Source organism: Streptomyces sp. NPDC033136 (assembly GCF_055578235.1).
In genome coordinates this window covers 45,130-67,697 of sequence record NZ_JBVIPD010000003.1, presented here as the reverse complement: position 1 = coordinate 67,697, position 22,568 = coordinate 45,130, and the positions used below count along the sequence as shown (strand labels likewise).

Here is a 22,568-nt window from a genome sequence, read left to right as displayed (position 1 = left end):
CGGGGCCCGGTGACGGCCCTTTCTCTCTCGCTTGCAACTCTCCAACCCCGAAGGGCGTATGCCATGGTTCCCGTGATCGTGGGCATCGGCGTGCTCGTCGCCGTCTGCCTGCTCGTCGTACTCGTCGTCGCCCGGCTGTTCCGCAAGGTGGAGCAGGGCAAGGCCCTGATCGTCTCCAAGATGCGCAGGGTGGACGTGACCTTCACCGGGCAGGTCGTACTGCCCGTGCTGCACAAGGCCGAGGTCATGGACATCTCGGTGAAGACCATCGAGATCACGCGGGCCGGAAAGGAAGGGCTGATCTGCCGCGACAACATCCGCGCGGACATCCGGATCTCGTTCTTCGTGAAGGTCAACAAGACCGTCGAGGACGTCATCAAGGTCGCCCAGGCCGTCGGTACCACACGGGCCAGTGACCGGGACACGCTCCAGGAGCTGTTCCACGCGAAGTTCTCCGAGGCGCTGAAGACCGTCGGCAAGCAACTGGACTTCACCGACCTGTACACCAAGCGCGAGGAACTGCGGTACCGGATCATCGAGGTCATCGGCGTCGACCTCAACGGCTACCACCTGGAGGACGCGGCGATCGACTACCTGGAGCAGACGCCGCTGACCCAGCTCGACCCGGCCAACGTGCTCGACGCGCAGGGCATCCGGAAGATCACCGAGCTGACAGCCGTGGAGCACGTGCGCACCAACGAGTTCCAGCGCCACGAGGAGAAGGAGATCACCCGGCAGAACGTCGACGCCCGGGAGGCCATCCTGGAGCTGGAGCGCCGTCAGGCGGACGCCGAGATCAAGCAGCGCCGGGAGATCGAGACCGTACGGGCCCGGGAGGAGGCCGAGACGGCGCGGGTGGTGGAGGAGGAGCGGCTGCGTGCGCAGGGCGCGTTCCTCAAGACCGAGGAGCAGCTCGGCGTGCAGCGCGAGAACCAGGCTCGTGAGGTCGCCGTCGCGGCGAAGAACCGTGAGCGTGTCATCGCCATCGAGAACGAGCGCATCGAGAAGGACCGGCAGCTCGAGGTCATCGCGCGGGAGCGGGAGACGCAACTGACGCAGATCGCCGCCGAGAAGGAGGTCGAGGCGGAGAAGCGGGAGATCGCCGAGGTCATCCGGGAACGGGTCGCCGTGGACCGTACGGTCGCCGAGCAGGAGGAGGCCATCAAGAAGCTGCGGGCCGTGGAGGAGGCCGAGCGCGACCGGCAGACCGTGATCATCGCCGCCGAGGCCGAGGCGCAGGAGAGGCTGGTCAAGGACATCAAGGCCGCCGAGGCCGCCGAACAGGCCGCCGTCCACCGCGCCGCCGAGGAACTCACCCTCGCCGAGGCCCGGTTGAAGAGCGCCGACCTCGACGCACAGGCCAAACTCCGGCTCGCCGAGGGCGTCCAGGCCGAGTCCGCCGCCGAGGGACTCGCGGCCGTCCAGGTCCGCGACAAGGAAGCCGAGGTCATCGAGAAGGCCGGCCGCGCCGAGGCGGAGGCCACCCAGGCGCGGCTGCGCGCCGAGGCCGACGGGGCGCGGGCCAAGGCGCTGGCCGAGGCCGAGGGCATCGGCGGGAAGCTGAAGGCCGAGGCCGCCGGCCTCACCGAGAAGGCCGCCGCGATGGCCGCCCTGGACGACGCCTCCCGCGGCCACGAGGAGTACCGGCTGCGCCTGGAGGCGGAGAAGGACATCCGGCTCGCCGGGCTGGACGTGCAGCGACAGGTCGCCGAGGCCCAGGCCACGGTGCTCGCCACCGGACTGGAGAACGCCGACATCAACATCGTCGGCGGCGAGTCGGTCTTCTTCGACCGGCTGGTGTCCTCGATCGCGCTCGGCAAGGGCGTCGACGGCTTCGTCCAGCACTCCGAGACGGCGCAGGCCCTCGCGAAGCCCTGGCTGGACGGCACCTCCAGCTTTACCGACGACGTCAGCCGCGTCCTCGGCTCGGTCTCGACGGCCGACGTGCAGAACCTGACCGTCTCCGCACTGCTGATGAAGCTCATGCAGCAAGGCGGCGGGAACGCCGGGCAGTTCCAGCAGCTCCTGGACAAGGCGGGCGAGCTGGGCCTCGCCGACACCTCACTGTCGGCGCTCAACGGCAGCGCCAGGGCCTGACCGCCGCCGGGCCCGGCCGGCCTGCCAGGGCCTCACCCGGCCCGTGGTCCGGAGCTGCCGCACAGGGGACGGCAGCTCCGGACCACGTTCTCCGACTTCCGAAAGGGACCTCATGACCACCGGTCTGGACACCGGCACGTACGAGGTGCTGCGCGACCGGCTCACCGCGCAGGCCACCGAGCTCGCCCGGCGCGCCGAGGCGCTCAACGCCCGCCGGACCGAGGAGTTCGGCTCCACCCGCCTGGAGCTGACGAGCACCGAGCGGCTGCGCACCGAGCACAACTGCGTGCCCCGCGACATCGTCTCCGTCGGCGGCACGCTGCTCTTCGGTCACAACGTCTTCCTCGGTCTCAAGCCGGAGACGACGGTGGGTGACGTCTTCGCGCTGTACGACCGAGACCTGAACCGGCTGCCCGAGGACGCCGTGCCGGGCCTGCTCGACGATCCCGCCTTCGTCCGCGAGTTCGCCGCCCTCTACCGCTACTACCGGCAGGCCCACCTCCTGCAACTCCGGCGTGTCGAGGGCAAGGTGCTGGCCGTCTTCCAGACGGGGGAGAAGGCCGGCGACATCCGTGTCCTGCGCTGGGCGGCGACCGACGACGGCCGGGTGTCCTTCCTGGACGCGCGGGGCGAGCGCGACCACGTCTTCCCGCCCTCCCACGACTTCGCGTGGACCAGGACGACCCGTGAGCACCATGTCCTCGGCCGCCACCCGCATGTCTCCATCGAGGGCGAGGTCTTCGTCGAGACGTCCGGCGGCACCCTGACCGTCAAGATCGAGGACAACACCGAGACGGGGGAGGGGGTGTACGCCGAGCCGGTCGTCGAGCCGCTGCAGTCCCTCGCCGACGCCGGCATCGCCTACGCGCGCGTGGGCGCCCTCATCCTGCTGGACGTCCTGCCGTACAAGGAGGACACCCACCGGTACCTGGTCTTCAACACGCTCACGAAGAGCGTCGTCCGCCTCGACGGCGTCGGCCGGGCCTGCCGGACGCTGCCCGAGGACCAGGGGATCGTCTTCCCCGGCGGCTACTGCCTGGCGACGGGGGCGTACAAGACGTTCGACGGCATCGACACCACCGACCTGGAGTTCGAGCGCGTAGTCCGCTCCCCGAACGGCGAGGACGTGCTGTTCGCCTTCCACGCCCGCGCGGAAGGCCGCAGTCTGCTGCTGCCGTACAACATGATCCGCAAGGAGATCGCCACCCCGCTGTCCTGCCACGGCTGGGCCCTCTTCGACGACGGCACGCTGACGGTGCTGCGTGCGGACAGCGACGAACCGCAGCGCGTGCACCCCGTCCAGCTGTGGGACTCCCCGTACGTCTCCGACACGCACGCCGCCGAGCGGCCCGTCGGCGCCGGCCCGCTCGGCCGCGTCGGCAACGCCGACCTCGTACGCGGCATCTCCGACTGTCTGTCCGTCACGCGCGCCGCCACCGAGACGACGCCGACGAGCGAGGTCTACGAGGCACTGGCCGCCGCCTGCGTCCGGGCCGCCGACTCCTACCACTGGCTCAGCGAGCCCGGACTGGGCGACCTGCACACGCCGCTCACGCAGGTCCGGATCACCGCCGAGCAGGTGCTGGCCGAGTTCGAGACCGTCCAGGCCCTCACCCGCCAGGCGGCCGACGCGCTGACCGAAGCCGCCGCACGGGTGGCGGCCGTCGTACGACGCCTGCGAGGCGAGAGTCCGCGCAGCGCCGGAGGCTGGGTGGCCGGGCTGACCGAACTCCGCCACGCGCACGGACACCTGCTCACCCTCAAGGACATGCGGTACGCCGACAGCACCCGTGTCGACGAGCTCGCCGCCGAGGCCGAGGCCGACCTCGCCACGTTCGGCCGGCGGGCCGTCGAGCACCTCGCCCGCGAGGACGCCTTCGCCGACCAGCAGGGCGACATCGAGCAACTGGCAGCCGACGCCGGGGCGATCGCCACCGTCGCCGAGGCCGCCCCGCTCGCCGCCCGCGTGGAGGAACTCACCGACGGGCTGCGCACGGTCACCGAGGTGGTCGCCGGGCTGGACATCGGCGACGCGACCGTCCGTACGTCCATCCTGGAACGGATCGCCGAGGTCCTCGGCGGCGTCAACCGTGCCCGTGCCACGCTCGACGGCCGCCGCCGCGCGCTCCTCGACCGTGAGGGACGGGCCGAGTTCGCCGCCGAGTTCGCCCTGCTGGGCCAGGCCGTCATCGGCGCGCTCGCGGCCGCCGACACGCCGGAGGCGTGCGACGAGCAACTGGCCCGCACGCTGGTGCGGGTGGAGACCCTGGAGTCCCGATTCGCCGAGTCCGACGACTTCCTCGGCGAGCTGGCGGACAAGCGCGACGAGGTCCACGAGGCCTTCTCCGCCCGCAAGCAGACCCTGGCCGACACACGCGCCCGCCGCGCCGAACGCCTCGCCGACTCGGCGGCCCGCGTCCTGCGGACGGTCACCCGCCGCGCCGCCACGCTCTCCGGCACGGACGCGATCACCACGTACTTCACCTCCGACCCGATGCCCGCCAAGGTCCGCCGCATCGCCGGCGAGCTGCGCGAACTCGGCGACCAGGTGCGGGCCGAGGAACTCGACGGCCGTCTGAAGGCCGCCCGCCAGGAGGCACTGCGCGCCCTGCGCGACCGCACCGACCTGTACGCCGACGACGGCCGCACCCTCCGCCTGGGCGCCCACCACTTCGCCGTCAACACCCAGCCTCTCGACCTCACCCTGGTTCCGCACGGCGACAGCCTCGCTCTCGCCCTCACCGGCACCGACTACCGCGCGCCGGTCACGGACCCCGACTTCGCCGCCACCCGCCCCTACTGGGACCGCCCCCTGTCGTCCGAGTCGCCCGAGGTCTACCGCGCCGAGCACCTCGCCGCCCGCCTGCTCGACGAGCACGGCCCGGTGGCGCTCGCGCAGGCCGACCTGCCCGCTCTCGTCCGGGAGGCGGCGCAGGCGGCGTACGACGAGGGCTACCAGCGCGGCGTCCACGACCGTGACGCGACCGCGATCCTCGCCGCGCTGGTGCGCCTGTACGAGGGCGCCGGACCGCTCCGCCACGAGCCCGCCGCCCGCGCCGCCGCCCAGCTGTTCTGGGCGCACGGCACGACCGCCGGGGAACGCGAGAGCTGGACCCGGCGGGCCGTCTCGCTGGCGCGGGCCCGGGACACGTTCGGGCTCGTGCCGGCCATGGCCGACCTGCGGGCCGAGCTGGCGAAGGCGATCGGCACCCAGGCGGCGGCCGACTACCTCTTCGAGGAGCTGACGAGTGGCCCCGACGGCTTCGTCATCAGCGCCGGCACCCGCACGCTCCTCGACAAGTTCCGCCGTACGGTCGGCACCTCGGCCTACGACGACGACCTCGCCGTCCTCACCGACCCGGCCGCCCGCAGACAACTCGTCGAGGCGTGGCTGACGTCGTACGCCACCGCGACCGGCACGGAGATCACCCCCGGCGACCTGGCCGAGGCGGTGGCCGCCGAGCTCTGCCCCGACCTGCCCCGCTACGAGTGCGACGCGCCGCTGACCGAGACGGTCCAGGGACTGCTCGGCACCCACCCGCGTGTCAGCGGCGGCACCCTCACCGTCCGCGTCGACGAACTCCTCGCGCGGACCAGCAACTTCCGCGCCCACGACGTCCCCGCCCACCGCGCCTGCCAGCGCCGCCGTGCCGCACTCCTGACCGCCGAGCGCACCCGCCTCCGCCTGGACGAGTACCGCCCGACGGTGATGTCCGCGTTCGTGCGCAGCAAGCTGATCGACGAGGTCTACCTCCCGCTGCTCGGCGACAGCCTCGCCAAGCAGCTCGGCACGACGGGCGACACCAAGCGCACCGACACCGGCGGCCTGCTTCTGCTCCTCTCCCCGCCCGGCTACGGCAAGACGACCCTCATCGAGTACGTCGCCGACCGCCTCGGCCTGATGGTGGTGAAGGTCAACGGCCCCGCACTCGGCCACGCCGTCACCTCCCTCGACCCGGCCGAGGCCCCGAACGCCACCGCCCGCCAGGAGATCGAGAAGATCAACTTCGCGCTGGAGGCGGGCAACAACACCCTCCTCTACCTCGACGACATCCAGCACACATCGCCCGAACTGCTGCAGAGGTTCATCCCGCTGTGCGACGCCACCCGCCGCATCCAGGGCGTGCGCGACGGCGAGCCGCGCACCTACGACCTGCGGGGCAAGCGGTTCGCGGTGTGCATGGCGGGCAACCCCTACACCGAGTCGGGCAGCCGCTTCCGCGTCCCCGACATGCTCGCCAACCGCGCCGACGTGTGGAACCTCGGCGACGTCCTCACCGGCAAGGAACACGCCTTCGCGCTCAGCTTCATCGAGAACGCCCTGACGGCGAACCCGGTCCTCGCCCCGCTCGCCGGCCGCGAGCGCACCGACCTGGAACTGCTGCTCCGCTTGGCCGAGGACGACCCCACCGCCCGCGCGGACCGGCTGGCCCACCCGTACGCCCCCGCCGAGCTGGAGCGCGTGCTGGCCGTTCTGCGGCACCTGCTCACGGCTCGCGAGACGGTGCTGGCGGTGAACGCCGCGTACATCGCCTCGGCCGCCCAGGCCGACGCCACCCGCTCCGAGCCGCCCTTCCAGCTCCAGGGCTCCTACCGCAACATGAACAAGATCGCGCAACGCGTCCAGCCGGTCATGAACGCCGGCGAGCTGACCGCGCTGATCGACGACCACTACACGGCCGAGGCCCAGACCCTCACCACCGGCGCCGAGTCCAACCTGCTGAAACTGGCGGAGTTGCGCGGCACCATGACAGACGAACAGGAGCTGCGCTGGAGCGAGCTGAAGTCGGCGTACGTACGCACCAGGACGCTGGGCGGACCGGACGCCGACCCCCTCGTCCGCGCCGTGGCCACGCTCGGGCTGCTCGCCGACCGGATCGCGGCCGTGGAGACGGCGATCAACCGCGCGGCCGACCCGCCCCACCGCGTGGCCGGCCCCGCTGCCCGCCACGCGGCCCGCCCGGCCTCGGCGCCCGGGGAACACTGAGGTGCCACGCGGGCAGGCGGCCCCGCTGCCCCGGGAACCACCCGGCGTCGGCTGGCGCCTTAGGCGCGGTGCCAGGCCGCGCGATCCGGGCGGGCATAGTGAGAGGACCCCTTGAGCGCGTGCGTCGTGGCGGTGCCGGAGCTCCCTGCGGCCGGCTGACCGGACGTCGGCCGAGGCCGGACCGCGTCAGGCCGATGCCCTGGGAGTGGGTGACTCGCTCGGCAGCGTCATGGTCGAGGACGGCACGGTGGCGGCCGCCGGCGGGAGAGGGGTCGCGGTGGGCAGCTCACTGGGGGCTTCCTCCAGCTGCTGCACGGTGGTGTCCACCGGCGTGCCGCCCGGCGTGCCGGCGCGGGTGGAGAGCATGGACCACGCACCGAGGGCCAGGGCGATCGCGGTGGAGGTGGCGACGACACGGCCGACGCGCCGGCGCCTGGCGTGACGGTCCAGGTCCCGCCACCCCGGGCCGGCCCACGGATCCTCCGGGTGCCAGAGATCACCCACCGCGTCAGTCCCGCCACGGACCGGCTCGCCCTCCGGACGCCGCTTCAGCCGCTCCCGCCTGTCCGTGGCCGGGGGAAGGGCATGCCACGCCTGCGCCCGTTCCCGCGCCGAAGGTTCCCTGGGGGCGGACCTGCGTATGGCCCGCTCGCTGTCCGTGAGGAACTTCGCCCACAGTTCCTCGGCGTCCGGCGTCGGCTTGTCCGGCTCTTCGGGCGTTCCCCCGCGGCCGGGCCCCTGGGTGCTCATGGTCGTCCCCCTAGCCTCTTCCTTCACCTGTCACGGCCGACGGGATTCTGAATCCTTGCATGGTGCAAAATCAAAAGGCCAGTCCCTCATGGTGACGTTTGGATATCTCTTCACGTCCTGGCTCCGGCCGTGTGCCGCGCGCCCGCCCGTCTGCTCCCGCGGGGGGATGCCGCACCGGAACCGGGAGCGGCGTGGTGCGGTGCTCCTGCGCGTCAAAGCCGCCATCCCTCCGTCCGTGAACGCCGGACCCCGGCTTCGATCGGGTAAAGGGCCGGGCTGGGCGTCGCCTGATCCGAGGAACCTTTGCATAGTCTAAAGGTGGGGGAGGCGCGCCTGCGCGGGCAAGGGGCGGCTCTCGTCGAGCGCCTCGATACCGCTGGAGTACGTCATGACCGACAACAGGCCGCCATGGAGCTGGACGGTGCTGTCCTCGATGCCGATCGTGGTGATGGCGGTGGTCGCGGTCATGGACCTGGTGGCGGGGCCGGGCGTGGGGTTCCTCCCGCTGGTGTCGCTCGGGCCCGCCTTCTCCGGGCTGGTCGGAGGATGGCGTCGCACGGTGGTGATCGGATTCGTGGCGCTGGTGCTGTGCGTGGGACTGGGCCTGTACGACGGGCTCTTCGAGGAGCGCCGGGGCTTCACCGCGATGGCGTCGGTGGCCGGCGTCACCGGAGTGGGGGTCGCGGCGGCCGTGATGCGCTCGCGCCGGGAGGGTGAACTGGCCAGTGTGCGGTCCATCGCCGAGGTCGCCCAGCGGGTGCTGCTGCGGCCGGTGCCGTTGACGGCCGGTCCGGTGCAGGCGGCGGTGTCGTATACCTCGGCGGTCGCCGAGGCGCGCATCGGCGGCGACCTGTACGAGGTGGTGGCCTCACCGCACGGCATCCGGGTGATCGTGGGCGACGTGCAGGGCAAGGGGCTGGCCGCGGTGGAGACGGCGGCGGTCGTCCTGGGCGCCTTCCGGGAGGCGGCACACGACGAGCCGGACCTGGTGGGGCTCGGCGAGCGTCTGGAGCGGAGCGTGGGCCGGGACCTGGCCGGCGAGAAGTTCGTCACCGCGATCCTGGCCGAGATCGGCACGGACAACGAGGCCGTCTTCCTCGCCTACGGCCATCCGGCCCCGATGGTCGTACGCCGGGACGGCACGGTCGACTTCCCCGAGCCGCCCTCTTACGCCCTTCCTCTGGGGCTGGGCGCCCACGGGAGCGACGATCCGAAGCCCTACCGGGTGGACTTCGCTCCCGGCGACCAACTCCTGCTGTACACCGACGGCGTGACCGAAGCCCGGGACGACGGTGGCCGCTTCTATCCCCTCGGCGAACGGGCGCATCTGCTCAGGGACCTTGACGCGCACCGTGCCCTGGAGGCGCTGCGTGCGGACCTCGCCCGGCACGCCGGCGGGCCGCCCCACGACGACGCAGCGATGCTCCTGCTCCGCTACCGCGGGCGCGGGGAGGGAAAACCGCTCCCGCCGGGTGAGTGAGCAGAGGCTTCGACACGGTAAAAAGGAAACATGCCGGAGCGCGAGCCCCACGCGGGTGCCATGGACGATGTCGACGCGGTGACCCGTGCGGTGCTGACCGCGTCCCGGCTGCTGGTGGCGGTCTCCGCCCGCTCCCTCGCCGAGGTCGAGGAGCGGGTGACCCTCCCGCAGTTCCGCATGCTGGTCGTGCTGTCCACGCGCGGCGCCACCAAGCTGGTCGCGCTCGCCGACCTGCTCCAAGTGGCACCGTCCACGGCGATGCGCATGGTGGACCGGCTGATCGCGGCCGGGCTCGCGGACCGGCGCCTCAACCCGGGCAACCGTCGTGAGACCCTGCTGCGACTCACCGAGGAAGGCCGGCGGACGGTCGAGGACGTCACCGCCCGACGCCGCGCCGAGATCGCCGCCATTGTCCAACGGCTCACGCCGGCCCAGCGCCTGGGACTCATCGAGGCCCTCGCCGCCTTCAACGAAGCCGGGGGAGAGCCCCTCGCCCCGGGGCTGGACGACGCGGAGCCGCACCCGCTGGGCTGGGAGGCCGACGTCCCGGTGACCCGCGACGCCTGATCGGCGCGGGCGGCCCCGTCGGATCCGGCCCGCCCTTCTCCGCCCCTGGGGTGTTTTGCATAATGCAAGGGAGTCGTGCGGGCACCGCCATGCTGCCGGATCCCGGCAACACGGTCCGTAGGCGCGTGTCCGGCCGAAGGCACTGCCGACCACCCGCCCGCCGCACCAGGATGAGAGGCCATGGACGGACGCGGATGGACGCGGGGAAGGGGGAGGCGCATGTTCCGGAGCCGTCGATCCCTGCCCCCGCCGGAGGCGCACCTGATGGCCCACCTGCGGAGCACGGTGTGGGGGCCGGCCGAGTTCGTCGGCCTGCCGCCGTGGTGGCTGGCCGTGGAGGGACTGGTCGCCGGCGCTGTGGGGGTGGGGGCGATCGTCGGCACCGCGATCGCCGGCGCCTGGTACGGGGTTCCCGGGCTGTCGGACGGCGAGGGCGGCCTGGTGTGTGCCGCCGGGCTCGCTCTCTACCTCTGCGTGGTCCGGGCAGGACGAGCACTGATCGGCATGGTCGCGGTGCTCGGCGTCTGCCTAGCCTTGCAGGCGCCCCAGGCCGCCGCGGGCTTGGTGCTGGCGGAGCGGGGGCGCGTGGAGTCCGTGGTGGTGACCTCGGTCGAGGGGGGACCGGGAGCGATCTCCGGACGTGGCCGTTACCTCTGCTCGGTGGCCGACCGCGACGGCGAACCTCTGCACGTCCGTATCTGGCGGGGGTGCGGCAAGGCCACCCGGCCGGGAGACGCTCTCACCGTCGTCTACGACTCGGAAGGGCGGGTGCCCCCGCGCGGGGTGGACGGCGTGATGTCTCCGTCGGGGTCTCTTCGCGCGCTGGGCGGCTGGGCCGGGGCGCTTGCCGCGGGGTGCGTGGTCGCCGTCGTACGCTCCTTCCGGCTGTCCGCCACGGCAACCGGCCATCCCGACTCACCGGGTTCCGCGGCGGACGGGTGACATCGGGCCGGAGTGCCCCCGGCCCTGTCCGCCGTGGCGCCGGGTCGCGGGTCCCGGGTGCCGGTGCGGCGTCCGGAGCAAGGCGTGACCGCTGGCACGACTGCCAGGAGAGCCCGCCCCCTTCCGGCGACTGAGACCCTCAGTGGCTGGACACTTCGTCGGTCCCGTCCCGGGACGGCCCTGCCGGCCCGGGACGGACGGAACGAGTCCTCCGGCCCAGGAGCTCGGCCAGGCCCTGGCGGGTGGCGGCGAGGACGACCCGGTCCCGGGCTCGCAGGACGTACCCGGAGTGGAGATCCCAGACGAGACCGGCGGGCCGGTCCGCGCCGTCGTGCGGCGGGGTGGCGGCCAGGTCGGGAAGCCGGTCTTCCGGTTCTGCGGTGTCGAGTGCGAGGACGCGCCACGCCCCGGCCCGGAACGACTCGGCGATGGTGCGCCCTTCGAGGAGCGGGTGTCCGGCGACATTGAGGGCGGCGAAGAGCAGCACACGGCGTTCGACCGGGATGGCACCCAGGATCTGACGGCCCATCATGGCCCCGGCGAAGGCGGGCGCGGCCAGGGTGGAGACGCTGCGGCTGCGGGTCAGGGCGCGCGGGTGGGCCGCGCGCAGGGTGCGGTGCACGGCGGTGGCGAAGTCGTCGTCGTACAGCCGCAGCGCGACCCGCACGTCGGGCTTGACGGAACGGGCGTACAGGGAGGCCTCGAGGTTGGTGGTGTCGTTGCTGGTGAGGGCGAGCAGGGCGTGCGCACGGTGGATCTTGGCGGCCTCCAGGACGCCTTCCTGGGTGACGTCTCCGATGACCGTGGGCACGCGCAGGCGGCGGACCAGGGGAATGCCGCGCGCCTCGGGGTCCTCCTCCACGCAGACCACGGGGATGCCGAGTTCCCTCAGCCGGGCCAGCACACGGGTGCCGATCTTGCCGAGACCGAGCAGGACGACATGGCCGGACAGACCGCGGGGCGGGCGGCGCAGCGCGGAGGCGGTGCGGAAGGTGCCGAGGGCCTCCAGGACGGCCGCGAGCAGCACGGGAAGGAACAGTAACCCGGCCAGCCCTGCCAGGAGTTGGAGAATCTGCCGGGCCGTGGGCTCGTCGAGGGCGGGGTCGTTGACGGCGAACAGGTCGAGCAGGGTGAGGTAGGCGGCGTGCAGGGGGTGGCCGCCGATGGTCAGCCAGGTCGCCACCGCCAGGCCGAGGACGCAGACGGTGAGCCCGGCCAGGGCCCCGCGCAGCCGGCGCGAGAAGAGCGAGGCGAGTGGAGCACTCCGCACCGCCAGGCGGCCGGGTGAGGGAGCGGACCCGGTGTGCGCGACCGCCTCGAGTACCACGGTGCCGCGCCCCGTGGCGGCTGCCACCGCGTCGTCGTCGGGCAGCAGCATCGGACCTTCCTCACCGCTGGCGTCGGTGCCCTCCGCGCCCGCCGGGTCGCTGGTGGTGGACGACAGCAGGGCGAGTGTGCACAGGCCGGGGCCGGCCGCCCGGCCGTGGCCGGGCGGCGTGCGCTCCGTGGCGCGCAGCAGCAGCCCGTCGGCCTGGACGACCTTGCTGGTGCCGGCGATGGCGGTGGCCGCGAGCGCGGGCGCCGCGGTGTCCGCGTCCGACAGGACGGTGGTGGAGGTGTCCAGGGCCTCGGGGTCCAGGCCCGGGACGGCCAGGGTCGCGGCCTGGTCGAGGAGCTCCTCCAGATGCTGGCCGAGCTTGCGGTTGTAGAGCCGGATGACAAGGCGCAGCCGGGGGTTGAGGCGGCGGGCGGCCAGGGCCGCGCGGATGTTGGTCTCGTCGTCGTCATGGACCAGCGCCAGCGCGGTGGCCTCGCGCACGCCCACCTCGGCCAGGACGGCCTCGTCCAACTCGCGGGTCTCCAGCACGCGGGGAGGGACGAGGCCCTCCTCGGCGGACGGTCCTCCCGTACGGTTCACGACGGCCTGCACCCGGCCGAGCAGGGCCGAGGCCCGCCACCCCCGCCCGGTGGGGTCGACGCGCCGAGTGGGCGGTACGACAAGGGTGACCCGCTCCCGGTACACCGTGGTGAGCTCGGCGGCCAGCCGGTCGGCGAGCGCGTCGTCACCGCACACGATCATGTGGCCCGGCCGCGGGAACCCACGCGTCGGCTGCGGGAAAAGGGCCATGTCGTTCCCTCAGTTCCGGACCGGGCGCAGACCAGCCGGCTTCGTTTCACGGATGGGTTCACGTCTCGGCACGGGCGCTCTCCTTGGCGGTCCGGGGCGTCGTGTCGCCGCCGGGTACCCCGGCGAGGTCCTCGACGTCGAACATGCGGGCGATCGGCACGTCGGTGGAGCTGTGCGCGATGATCGAGAAGGCGATGCACACGGCGATCAGGGTGAACGCCTCCTCGCCCTGGGGGATCCCGGCCTGCAGGACCAGCAGGCCGTACACCACCGAGGCGAAGCCCTTCGGGCCGAACCAGGCCGCGACCAGCTTCTCCCGCCGGTCGAACCGGGTGCCGAGCAGCGACAGCAGCAGCGACGCCGGGCGGATCAGCACGATCGCGAGGACGACGGCGACGTAACCGCCGAGGGACAGGTCACCGAACAACTGCGGCGTCAGCAGCGCACCGAACACCAGCAGCGCCGCGAACTTGGCCAGCTCCGCCAGCGCCTCGCCGAGCGGCTCGAACGCCTCCTTGGCCTCGAGGGAGCATGCGGTGAGCACGGCGCCCGCGGAGAACGCGGCGAGGTAGGGGTTGGCGTGCGTCAGGTGGCAGGCGGCGTACAGGATCACACCGATCGCCAGCGGCAGCAGCGGCTGGAGCTTGGGTTCAGCACCCAGCAGCCTGAACCGGACGAGGGCGATCACCACGATCGGCAGGACGACACCGAAAGCCAGTCCGAGGACCAGCTCCAGCGCGATCTTTCCGAGCGAGGACTCGGCGTGCCCGGACGTCGGCCCGGCAGCCGCGATCAGGATGAGGACGACCGGCAGTGCGAGCCCGTCGTTGATGCCGCTCTCCACGTTCAGCAACTGCCGCAGCTTCGGCGGGACTTCCTTGCGCCCCACGATGGCGGAGGCGAACACCGGGTCGGTGGGCGCCAGTACGGCGCCGACGAGGAGGGACGTCGTCCAGTCCAGGCCGACCAGGAAGTGCGTGATCAGCGCCATGCCGGCGAACGCCAGCGGCATGCCGAGCCCGAGCGCGCGAGCAGGGTTCCGCCAGTTCTCGCGCAGCTTGGGGAAGGAGACGTGCATGCCGTCGGTGAACAGCACGGCGAACAGCGCCAGATCGGCCGTCACCGACACGATCTCACTGTCCGGCGTGATGTGGATCAGCCCGAGGAAACCGTCGCTGACGACGGCGCCGCCGACCAGGAAGAGGAACGAGGTCGACAGCACGGTCCGGGCCGCCAGACCCGACAGCAGTACCGCGACGAGCAGTGCCACCCCGAAGACCACGACGAGCACCATGAACACGACCCCCGACCAGCGAAGAGACTTCCGTGGAAACGCCGACCAGGCTTCCCGGCACACCGCTGGAAACCTTACACATGCCTTACACGGCACCGGTGGCGGCATGTCCGCACCTTCAGCATCCTCGGCTTTGCCGGAATACGGCATGGTCCGTCGCTCGCGACCACACGTGTGTCACGTACGGGGAGCAACGACACAAACGGCTCTCGCGCGGGTCTTGCCGAAGCCGGGCAATGAACGCCGCCCCATCGTGGACGGCCCACCGCCCATGCGTTAAAACAGTGTCAAGAGTGCGGCGACGGGGGGATGTTCATGACAGAGCAGGGCGTGTCCGAGGAGCACGGGAAGTATCTGGACGGATACGCCGTCCTCCTCGCGGATGCCTCCGCGACCGGCCGCCGGCTGACGCGGGAGGAACTGGGCTCGCGTCGCGCCCTGGGGGAGAAGGCCGCGGAGGCCGGTGTCGGACTGCGCGCCCTGGTCGCTGCCCACATGACCTCGACCCGGACGAACTGGCCGACCGGAAAGGGTGTTTCCACGGACAGTGTGCTGGCCGCCGCCGCCCAGGCCATGGACGCGTTCGCCGAGGGCTACGAGCGGGCCCAGCGGCACGCAGTACGCCAGGAGGAGGCCGCCCGCCGGGAGTTCATCGACGACCTGCTGTACGGCCGGAGCGATCTGGGCCGGCTGGCCGAGCGCGCGGAGCGCTACGGGCTGCGCCTGTCGTACGAGCACGCGGTCGCCGTGGCGCGCGGCACGACTGCCTACGACGAGGGAGATCCGGCCCTCCGGGAGGTCGAGCGTGCGCTGATCGGCCGGTTCGGTGACCGCAGCATCCTGCTCACCACCAAGGGCGGACGGCTGGTGTGCATCGCCCCCGGCGACCAGGACGAGATCCTCGCGTACTTCGCCAAACAGGCGTTCGCGGCCACGGGCGGGGGACAGGTGGCGATCGGCCGCCCACAGCCCGGCCCGGCCGGTGTCGTCCACTCCTACGAAGAGGCCCTGAACGCCCTCGACCTGGCCGAACGGCTGGAACTCGACGAGCCCGTGCTGCGCGCCGCCGACCTTCTCGTCTATCCGGTCCTCACCCGCGACCGGCAGGCCATGGCGGATCTGGTGCACAGCGCTCTCGGCCCGCTGCGTCAGGCCCGCGGCGGTGCCCAGCCGCTCCTGGACACCCTCATCGCGTACTTCGACGCCGGCTGCGTGTCCGCGGAGGCGGCGCGGCGCCTGTCGCTGAGCGTGCGCGCCTTCACCTACCGCCTGGAGCGCATCCACAAGCTCACGGGCGCCGATCCCTCCGACCCGGTCCACCGGTACACGCTGCAGACCGCGGTGATCGGGGCCCGGCTGCTGGACTGGCCCGCGAGAGCCTTCTGAGACGTGACCTGCATCCGTGCTCTGCCGGGAGCCCGACGCGACCGCCACGCACAGCAGCCACAGGGGTCATCGGGCCGAGCCCGGGACACGGCGCCCCCTGACCGGCGGCGGAGCCCCGCCGCCGGAGCGGTCACGGTGGCCGTCTCCCCGGCTTCCGAGTCGAGAGGAACGGCGCCCGCGCGGGCGGGCATTCCGCCCGGCCGCCGCCCAGGGGCCCTCGGTCAGCCGCAGCGAGCTGTCCGCGGGTGTGTGCGGGCGGGTCCGGGCGGTCCGGGCGGTGAGGCCCGTCAGGGCCTGTTCCTTGGCCGGCCCACGAGGAACGCGACGAGCACGCCGATCAGCGCCGCCCACGCCAGTGCCGCAGCCCCGATCCGCCACCACCCCGTCACGGCGACGGCCACGGCCGCCACCACCCCGGCGGCCACGGCAGGGCCGCCGGTCACGTACGCCCACTGCCGGCGGGTGCTGCCAGGCCGGCGCAGCTCACCGATCGCGCTCCTGATCGCCAGCACGGCGACCACGATCACCACGGGCAGCGCAGACCCCGCGCCGTTCACTCCGGGGTCACACCGGGGCAGGGATCAGCCAGAGTCCGTGCGCGCATGCCGTCCTCCTCAGCTGTCGCCCGGGGCGCCGCTCTGGCCAGGGCTGGTCCGCTGGTAGATGTCGGGGATCCCGTCGGCGTCGTCATCCCGTGTCTCCTCCTCCCACAGGCGGCGGTAGATCCCGTTGCGGCGCTTGATCAGCAGCGCCGCGAGGACCGCGGCCATCAGTGAGCCGAGCAGCACGGCGGCCTTGATGAGCTCGGCATCGGCCGGATCGGGGAAGGCCAGTTCGCCGATCAGCAGGGCCACGGTGAAACCGATCCCGGCGAGCACCGCCAGGGCGAACACATCGGCCCAGGCCAGGTCGGGGTTGAGACGGGCCCGGGTGAAGCGCGCGGCGAGGTAGGTGCCGGCGAAGATGCCCAGGGTCTTTCCGGCGACCAGGCCCAGCACGACCCCCAGCGGCTCCGGCTGGGTGAACACCTCACCCAGCGCCCCGGTGGAGACCGCGACGCCCGCGGCGAAGAGAGCGAAGAGCGGGACGGCCACTCCCGCCGAGACCGGGTGCAGCAGATGGGAGGTCTGCTCGGCGGGGGAGTGGTCCTCGCCCTTGTCACGCTTGGTGCGCAGGATGAGGCCCATGGCCACCCCGGCGACGGTGGCGTGGACGCCTCCGTTGTACATCAGGGCCCAGATGGTGACGCCGAGCGGCACGTACCACCACCAGCCGCGCACGCGGTACCGCTGGAGCGCGTAGAAGACGGCCAACCCGGCGACAGCGCCGGCGAGGGCGGCGAGATTCAGGTCACTGGTGAAGAAGACCGCGATGACGAGGATCGCACCGAGGTCGTCGACGACGGCGAGGGTGAGCAGGAACGCGCGGAGGGCGGAGGGCAGGTGGGTGCTGAGGACCGCCAGGACCGCGAGGGCGAAGGCGATGTCGGTGGCCATGGGGACGGCCCACCCCTCCAGGCTGCCCCCGCCGACGGTGGCCGTGACCGCGTACAGGGTGGCCGGCACCACCATGCCGCACAGCGCGGCGACCACCGGCAGCGCGGCCGTGGCCGGCGTGCGCAGCGAACCCACGACGAGCTCGCGTTTCAGCTCGATACCCGCGACCAGGAAGAAGATGCTGAGCAACCCGTCCGCGGTCCAGTGCTGCACCGACAGGTCGAGGCCGAGCGCGCCGATGCCGAAGTGGAAGTCGCGGATCTCCTCATAGGTTCCGCTCCACGGAGTGTTCGCCCACACCAGAGCCACCACGGCCGCTGCCAGCAACACCAGTCCGCCGACGGTCTCCGTCCGCAGAGCCTGGGTGACCGCCGACCGCTCGGGCCACGGCAGCAGGCCGAGGAAGGTCGAACGCTCGCGCGGGGCAGCAGCCATGAGAAGAGACCTCCGGGGGGCACGGGCATGAGGGCATACGGCCCCCTGGACGCCGACCAGACTTCCCGGCACACCCCACGTACGACGCCCGCTACGGGCGGGCCGCCGACGCGTTCCGAACACCCTAACCGCCTGCCCGAGATCACACCAGATGCGTTTTCACCTGCCCGGATGCACAAAGATCGGGCCCGTACACACCACGGCGCGAGGTGTGTACGGGCCCGATGAGGAGCCGGGCCGCGGGGGCGGTCAGACGGTGGTCTTCGCCGACTCCTGGTCTTCGTCACCGCCGGTGTTCTCGCCGGCCTTGCGGGCGCGGACGAACTCCAGGAAGGAGTTGAGCTCGCGCTTGACGACCGGAGCGAGGAGGTAGAGGCCGATGATGTTGAAGACCGACAACAGGAAGAGCGCCGAGTCGGCGAGGCTGATCAGCGAGTCGAGGGACATCAGGGCGCCCACGATCACGAACAGGCTCCAGATGACCTTGAAGACGGTCTCGCTGGTCTTGCTCTTGCCGAACAGGTACGACCAGGCCTTGAGGCCGTAGTAGCCCCAGGTGAGGATCGTGGAGAAGGCGAACAGCAGCACCGCGACGGTGAGCACGGCCGGGAACCAGGGCAGTACGGTCTCGAAGGCGTCGGAGGTGATGGTGACGCCGCCGATGCTCTCGCCGGCGCGGGCCTCGCCCCAGCTGGCCGGGTCGGCGATGACGATGGTCAGCGCGGTCATGGTGCAGATGACGACCGTGTCGATGAACGGCTCCAGCAGGGCGACCAGACCCTCGCTCGCGGGGTGCTTGGTCTTGACCGCGGAGTGGGCGATCGGGGCGGAGCCGAGACCGGCCTCGTTGGAGAACGCGGCGCGCTGGAAGCCGATGATCAGGGCACCGAGCACACCGCCGGCGACGCCGTCGGCCTCGAAGGCGCCCCGCAGGATTTCCTGGAAGGCGTCCGGCACCGCGGTGACGTTGCCCAGGATGACGACCAGGCAGGCCACGATGTAGATACCGGCCATCGCGGGCACCAGCCGGCTGGTGACCGAGGCGATGGAGCGGATGCCGCCGAGCAGCACGAGACCGACCAGCGCGGAGACGACCAGGCCGAAGAGGACGGCACCGGCGGAGGAGGCCAGGAAGCCGTCCTCGCCGCCGAAGGTCGAGGAGATCTGCGCGTAGCTCTGGTTGGTCTGGAACAGGTTGCCACCGAACAGTCCGAAGAAGAGGATCATGATCGAGGCGAGGACGGCGAGCACCTTGCCGAGCTTGGCGCCGCCGCTGCCGAAGCGCTCCTTGAGGCCCTTGGGCAGGTAGTGCATCGGGCCGCCGGAGACCGTCCCGTCGGCGTGCACCTCGCGGTACTTCACGCCGAGGGTGACCTCGACGAACTTGGACGCCATGCCGAGCAGACCGCACAGAATCATCCAGAACGTCGCGCCCGGGCCGCCGATGGAGACGGCGACGGCCACACCGGCGATGTTCCCGAGACCGACCGTGCCGGAGACGGCGGCGGTCAGCGCCTGGAAGTGGTTGACCTCACCGGCCGACCCCTTCTCGTCGTACTTCCCGCGCACCACGTCGACGGCGAGTTTGAACTTGCGGACCTGCAGGAGCCCGAACCAGCCGGTGAAGACCAGTCCGGCGACGACGAGCCAGGCCACGATGAGAGGAAGATCTGTCCCTCCAACCGGGACGGAGTAGAAGACGACCTCCCCCAGCCACGTGGCTATGGGTTCGAAGAACTCGCTGACAGCTTTGTCGACGGATTCGGTCATGGAGTCGAGTGACACAGTGGCTACCTCGGTGGTGCGGAACCGGGAGACAGGGGTATGCCGCCGGCTGGGTGTGCGGTCTCTGAACGAACGTCGTTGTCCGATTGGCGACCTCGGGTGTGCGTCCCGCAGAAGCGGTCCGTGAACACCCTGGTCGTATTGCCGGTGCATGCCGACCGCTCCGCGCTGTGGCGATGAGCGGTGCCACCTGCGGAGTCGCGCAGTTCTACCACGACTCCTGTGCACTCTTGAGTGATGCAGATCACATAACCATCAGTAGTCTTCGAAAGTGCCAGCGGGCGATATCGGACCGTTATGCGGTGGCCGGGATCCGTTCATCGGACATCTATTAAGGGGGGTGGTGGTCGGAGGGCCGCGAGGGGGTGGGGCGAGGGTCGGGTGTGCGCAGAGGTGGTGGGCGGTCCTGGGTCGTGCGCTGAGGCGTGAGGGGGGCGAGTTCGGGTCGACATTTCCGCTTTAGAGGAGTGATCTTCGCGGGAGCGGTAAAAATGAAGCAAAGAGCCCTTCGCACCCGAACCGGTCAGGAGGGGCGCGTCATGGACCCATGGCTGATCTGGTTGATCATCGCCGGCGTGCTGGCTGTCGCGGAGATCTTCACCTTGACCGCCGCGCTCGGCATGCTGAGCGCGGCCGCGTTGGTCACCGCGGGTTCCGCCGCGGTCGGACTGCCGCTGCCTTTCCAGTTCCTGGTCTTCACCGCCGTCGCGACAGTCACCGTGCTGTTCGTGCGCCCCGTCGCGCTGCGCCACCTGGTCCAACCCCGAGCGGCACGCTTCGGTGTGGAGGCTCTGGTCGGCAAGGGCGCCTATGTCGTCTCCGAGGTGACGGGTCTGGGTGGCAGGGTCCGTATCGACGGCGACGAGTGGACGGCCCGCGCCTATGACGAGACGCTGGTGATTCCCGCTGGAAAGACCGTCGATGTCATAGAGATCAGCGGTGCCACCGCGATCGTCTACCCCCGGGACTGACAATTATGGAAACCTCGGCGTTCCTGATCGCAGGCTTGATCGTCGCACTGTTCGCAGTATTCACCGTAGTGCGGGCGGTCCGCATCGTGCCCCAGGCCCGCGCTCGTAACGTCGAGCGACTCGGGCGCTACCACCGGACCCTGAATCCTGGCCTGAATCTCGTCATCCCGTACATCGACCGTGTTCACCCGGTGATCGACCTGCGGGAACAGGTCGTCTCCTTCAAGCCGCAGCCGGTCATCACCGAGGACAACCTGGTCGTCGAGATCGACACCGTCCTGTATTTCCAGGTCACCGATCCGCGGGCGGCGTTCTACGAGATCGCGAACTTCCTCCAGGCCGTCGAGCAGCTCACCGTCACCACGCTGCGCAATGTGGTCGGATCCATGGACCTGGAAAAGACGCTGACCTCGCGCGACACCATCAACAGCCAGCTCCGAGGCGTCCTGGACGAGGCCACCGGCAAGTGGGGGCTGAGGGTGAACCGGGTGGAGATCAAGGCCATCGACCCGCCGCAGTCCATCAAGGACGCGATGCAGAAGCAGATGCGAGCCGAGCGGGACAAGCGAGCCGCGATCCTCGGGGCCGAAGGGCAGCGCCAGTCGCAGATTCTCACCGCCGAGGGCGACAAGCAGGCCGCCGTCCTGCGCGCGGAGGGCAACCGTACCGCTGCGATCCTCCAGGCCGAAGGCCAGTCCCGGGCCATCGACGAGGTGTTCCAGGCCGTGCACCGCAACGACCCCGACCCGAAGCTGCTCGCCTGGCAGTACCTCCAGGCCCTGCCCCAGCTCGCGCAGGGTGCGGGCAGCACCTTCTGGGTGATCCCCAGTGAGGTGACCTCCGCACTCCAGGGCGTGTCCCGCGCCTTCAGCGAGGCCCTGCCCCCGTCGCCGGCCACCCGCGAGAAGCCCACGGACGACATGGCCGCTCAGGCCGCCGACGACACGGCGGAGGCGGCCGAAGCCGCTGCCGCGGCCCTCGCCGACGCGGCCAGGGCCGATCGCGCCGCCCCGGAGTCTCTCCCGTCCCGGCGTCCGGGCTGATGGCGGGTGACCCTGGTCGGAGGCCTTCAGCGCGCTCTGTACGCACCCTGTCCAGCGAGCCGATCGCAGCGTTCGGGCGGGGGCGGCTGAACAGCGTCCCCGGCCGCCGGCGTTCGTTCCGCATGCCTTTCGTGTCCCGTCCGGGTGGGGCGGGTCAGGGGTGGAGGGCCTGCTCGGTGGTGGGGTGACAGGGGATGAGGGTGTCGACGCCGACCAGTTGCAGGACTCGCAGGACGGAGTCCTGGGCGGCGGCGATGCGCAGCCAGCCCTGCGCGCCGCTCACCTGCCGGTGAGCGGCCACGAAGGCGTTGATGCCGCTGGAGTCCATGAAGGTCACGCCGCTGAGGTCCGCCACGATCCGCGGCGGCGCCACGCCGTCCGGGCAGAGCAGGGCCGCGCCGAGGACATCCTTGACGTCGTGGTCGATCTCGCCGTGCAAGGTCACGACACGGACACCATCCACGACGCGGTGCTCGACGGACAGCCGGCCGGACTGGTCTGCTTGCTGGTTGTCGGTCACCGTTTCCTCGACTGAGTTTAGGCTGGCCCTGGGCAGGGAGTGCGCGGGTGATTCTGCCCCACCGCCCGGGCCGGATGCACTCGGGAGGCTGTACCGGGCAGCACCCCTGCGGCATGCGGGCAGGAAAGTCGGGTACTGGCGCGCGTGAACGGGGAGTGAGGGCGAGGTCAGTGGGATCCCAGGATGACGGTCACGGTGCTGCTCAGCCGGAAGCGCATCTGATGCGCGCCGGCTACGCGCTGGAGGGGGACGGCGGCTGCATCGCGGACGCTCGCCACCACGCCGCCGCCTTCCTCGACCGGGCCCGGGCCGACCATCACGTGCCCGTGACGGCACGCGCGAAGGACCTGACCCAGCTGGTGGTCAGTGAACTGGTCACCAACGCCCGCAAGTACGCCCCCGGCCCGGTCCTGATGGAGCTGCGCATCACCACCGCCGGCGTCGAGGTCGTCGTGTGGGACAGCGACCCCACCATCCCCGCGGCCCGGGCCGCCGATCCCGGCAGGATCGGCCAGCACGGTCTGGAGATCGTCAAGGCCGTCACCGAGGACCTGTTCGTCGAGCAGGAACCGGTCGGCAAACGGATCACGGCCCGCATCGCCCTGTCCGGCACTCCGGTACAACGGGCAGCGATGCCGCCGTCCGCACCCGGAACCAGCGGCTGACCCCGCCCGGCGCGGACGCGCC

16 protein-coding genes are annotated in these 22,568 nt (G+C 71.5%); 9 read left to right on the top strand and 7 right to left on the bottom strand.

Features of this window, described 5'->3' with window-relative positions; all coding sequences use genetic code 11:
- The first annotated feature begins 63 nt into the window (after nucleotides 1-63).
- Both ACZ5TL_RS05955 and ACZ5TL_RS05950 read left to right on the top strand, forming a co-directional pair.
- Nucleotides 64-2,097 carry a flotillin family protein gene (locus ACZ5TL_RS05955; protein ID WP_468588142.1) on the top strand — a complete coding sequence of 678 codons (2,034 nt, stop codon included), beginning with the start codon at nucleotides 64-66 and terminating at the stop codon, nucleotides 2,095-2,097.
- 112 nt (nucleotides 2,098-2,209) lie between these two features.
- Nucleotides 2,210-7,084 carry a DNA repair ATPase gene (locus ACZ5TL_RS05950; RefSeq protein ID WP_468588140.1) on the top strand — a complete coding sequence of 1,625 codons (4,875 nt, stop codon included), beginning with the start codon at nucleotides 2,210-2,212 and terminating at the stop codon, nucleotides 7,082-7,084.
- A 186-nt stretch (nucleotides 7,085-7,270) separates the two neighbouring features.
- Here the strand turns inward: ACZ5TL_RS05950 and ACZ5TL_RS05945 are convergent, their stop codons facing one another.
- On the bottom strand, nucleotides 7,271-7,834 hold the full coding sequence (locus tag ACZ5TL_RS05945; RefSeq protein ID WP_468588138.1) for a hypothetical protein: 564 nt from the start codon (nucleotides 7,832-7,834) through the stop codon (nucleotides 7,271-7,273).
- A 388-nt stretch (nucleotides 7,835-8,222) separates the two neighbouring features.
- On the opposite strand from ACZ5TL_RS05945, the gene ACZ5TL_RS05940 reads away from it, so the two are divergent.
- The 3 genes from ACZ5TL_RS05940 to ACZ5TL_RS05930 all read left to right on the top strand — a co-directional run bounded on the left by ACZ5TL_RS05940 (nucleotide 8,223) and on the right by ACZ5TL_RS05930 (nucleotide 10,823).
- Nucleotides 8,223-9,314, top strand: a complete 1,092-nt coding sequence (locus ACZ5TL_RS05940; RefSeq protein ID WP_468588136.1) for a PP2C family protein-serine/threonine phosphatase — start codon at nucleotides 8,223-8,225, stop codon at nucleotides 9,312-9,314.
- A gap of 30 nt (nucleotides 9,315-9,344) precedes the next feature.
- The gene (locus tag ACZ5TL_RS05935; protein ID WP_468588134.1) at nucleotides 9,345-9,881 is read left to right on the top strand and encodes a MarR family winged helix-turn-helix transcriptional regulator; all 537 of its coding nucleotides are present in this window, start codon (nucleotides 9,345-9,347) and stop codon (nucleotides 9,879-9,881) included.
- A 219-nt stretch (nucleotides 9,882-10,100) separates the two neighbouring features.
- Complete coding sequence (locus ACZ5TL_RS05930; RefSeq protein ID WP_468588132.1) at nucleotides 10,101-10,823, top strand: hypothetical protein; 723 nt, start codon at nucleotides 10,101-10,103, stop codon at nucleotides 10,821-10,823.
- Between the two features lie 139 nt (nucleotides 10,824-10,962).
- On the opposite strand, the gene ACZ5TL_RS05925 is transcribed toward ACZ5TL_RS05930, so the two are convergent.
- Both ACZ5TL_RS05925 and ACZ5TL_RS05920 read right to left on the bottom strand, forming a co-directional pair.
- Nucleotides 10,963-12,951, bottom strand: coding sequence for an NAD-binding protein (locus ACZ5TL_RS05925; RefSeq protein WP_468588130.1), 1,989 nt, complete (start codon nucleotides 12,949-12,951; stop codon nucleotides 10,963-10,965).
- A 58-nt stretch (nucleotides 12,952-13,009) separates the two neighbouring features.
- Nucleotides 13,010-14,245 carry a cation:proton antiporter gene (locus ACZ5TL_RS05920; protein WP_468588128.1) on the bottom strand — a complete coding sequence of 412 codons (1,236 nt, stop codon included), beginning with the start codon at nucleotides 14,243-14,245 and terminating at the stop codon, nucleotides 13,010-13,012.
- Between the two features lie 315 nt (nucleotides 14,246-14,560).
- Here ACZ5TL_RS05920 and ACZ5TL_RS05915 point away from each other — a divergent pair, with 315 nt between their 5' ends.
- Nucleotides 14,561-15,631, top strand: a complete 1,071-nt coding sequence (locus ACZ5TL_RS05915) for a PucR family transcriptional regulator (protein ID WP_468588126.1) — start codon at nucleotides 14,561-14,563, stop codon at nucleotides 15,629-15,631.
- 287 nt (nucleotides 15,632-15,918) lie between these two features.
- Here the strand turns inward: ACZ5TL_RS05915 and ACZ5TL_RS05910 are convergent, their stop codons facing one another.
- The 3 genes from ACZ5TL_RS05910 to ACZ5TL_RS05900 form a co-directional block, all read right to left on the bottom strand.
- Nucleotides 15,919-16,188 carry a hypothetical protein gene (locus tag ACZ5TL_RS05910; protein ID WP_468588124.1) on the bottom strand — a complete coding sequence of 90 codons (270 nt, stop codon included), beginning with the start codon at nucleotides 16,186-16,188 and terminating at the stop codon, nucleotides 15,919-15,921.
- A gap of 57 nt (nucleotides 16,189-16,245) precedes the next feature.
- On the bottom strand, nucleotides 16,246-17,562 hold the full coding sequence (gene nhaA, locus ACZ5TL_RS05905; protein WP_468588122.1) for a Na+/H+ antiporter NhaA: 1,317 nt from the start codon (nucleotides 17,560-17,562) through the stop codon (nucleotides 16,246-16,248).
- Between the two features lie 249 nt (nucleotides 17,563-17,811).
- A complete protein-coding gene (locus ACZ5TL_RS05900; protein ID WP_468588120.1) occupies nucleotides 17,812-19,347 on the bottom strand; it encodes an alanine/glycine:cation symporter family protein in 1,536 nt (511 codons plus the stop codon).
- 539 nt (nucleotides 19,348-19,886) lie between these two features.
- Here ACZ5TL_RS05900 and ACZ5TL_RS05895 point away from each other — a divergent pair.
- Together ACZ5TL_RS05895 and ACZ5TL_RS05890 are read left to right on the top strand one after the other, a co-directional pair.
- Nucleotides 19,887-20,318 (top strand): NfeD family protein, encoded by a 432-nt coding sequence (locus ACZ5TL_RS05895; RefSeq protein WP_468588118.1) that lies wholly within the window; start codon nucleotides 19,887-19,889, stop codon nucleotides 20,316-20,318.
- Between the two features lie 5 nt (nucleotides 20,319-20,323).
- Complete coding sequence (locus tag ACZ5TL_RS05890; RefSeq protein ID WP_468588116.1) at nucleotides 20,324-21,361, top strand: SPFH domain-containing protein; 1,038 nt, start codon at nucleotides 20,324-20,326, stop codon at nucleotides 21,359-21,361.
- Between the two features lie 154 nt (nucleotides 21,362-21,515).
- Here ACZ5TL_RS05890 and ACZ5TL_RS05885 read toward each other — a convergent pair whose 3' ends face one another.
- The gene (locus ACZ5TL_RS05885; protein WP_468588114.1) at nucleotides 21,516-21,881 is read right to left on the bottom strand and encodes an STAS domain-containing protein; all 366 of its coding nucleotides are present in this window, start codon (nucleotides 21,879-21,881) and stop codon (nucleotides 21,516-21,518) included.
- A 221-nt stretch (nucleotides 21,882-22,102) separates the two neighbouring features.
- Here ACZ5TL_RS05885 and ACZ5TL_RS05880 point away from each other — a divergent pair, with 221 nt between their 5' ends.
- The gene (locus ACZ5TL_RS05880) at nucleotides 22,103-22,546 is read left to right on the top strand and encodes an ATP-binding protein (RefSeq protein ID WP_468588112.1); all 444 of its coding nucleotides are present in this window, start codon (nucleotides 22,103-22,105) and stop codon (nucleotides 22,544-22,546) included.
- The last annotated feature ends 22 nt before the right edge of the window (nucleotides 22,547-22,568 follow it).

Bases quoted from the DNA above. Each gene is read 5' to 3' on its own strand.
- ACZ5TL_RS05915 (WP_468588126.1), top strand. From the start codon at position 14,561: ATGACAGAGCAGGGCGTGTCCGAGGAGCACGGGAAGTATCTGGACGGA.
- ACZ5TL_RS05925 (WP_468588130.1), bottom strand. From the start codon at position 12,951: ATGGCCCTTTTCCCGCAGCCGACGCGTGGGTTCCCGCGGCCGGGCCAC.
- ACZ5TL_RS05940 (WP_468588136.1), top strand. From the start codon at position 8,223: ATGACCGACAACAGGCCGCCATGGAGCTGGACGGTGCTGTCCTCGATG.
- ACZ5TL_RS05950 (WP_468588140.1), top strand. From the start codon at position 2,210: ATGACCACCGGTCTGGACACCGGCACGTACGAGGTGCTGCGCGACCGG.
- ACZ5TL_RS05935 (WP_468588134.1), top strand. From the start codon at position 9,345: ATGCCGGAGCGCGAGCCCCACGCGGGTGCCATGGACGATGTCGACGCG.
- ACZ5TL_RS05930 (WP_468588132.1), top strand. From the start codon at position 10,101: ATGTTCCGGAGCCGTCGATCCCTGCCCCCGCCGGAGGCGCACCTGATG.
- ACZ5TL_RS05880 (WP_468588112.1), top strand. From the start codon at position 22,103: ATGCGCGCCGGCTACGCGCTGGAGGGGGACGGCGGCTGCATCGCGGAC.
- ACZ5TL_RS05890 (WP_468588116.1), top strand. From the start codon at position 20,324: ATGGAAACCTCGGCGTTCCTGATCGCAGGCTTGATCGTCGCACTGTTC.
- ACZ5TL_RS05945 (WP_468588138.1), bottom strand. From the start codon at position 7,834: ATGAGCACCCAGGGGCCCGGCCGCGGGGGAACGCCCGAAGAGCCGGAC.
- ACZ5TL_RS05955 (WP_468588142.1), top strand. From the start codon at position 64: ATGGTTCCCGTGATCGTGGGCATCGGCGTGCTCGTCGCCGTCTGCCTG.
- nhaA (WP_468588122.1), bottom strand. From the start codon at position 17,562: ATGGCTGCTGCCCCGCGCGAGCGTTCGACCTTCCTCGGCCTGCTGCCG.
- ACZ5TL_RS05920 (WP_468588128.1), bottom strand. From the start codon at position 14,245: ATGGTGCTCGTCGTGGTCTTCGGGGTGGCACTGCTCGTCGCGGTACTG.
- ACZ5TL_RS05895 (WP_468588118.1), top strand. From the start codon at position 19,887: ATGGACCCATGGCTGATCTGGTTGATCATCGCCGGCGTGCTGGCTGTC.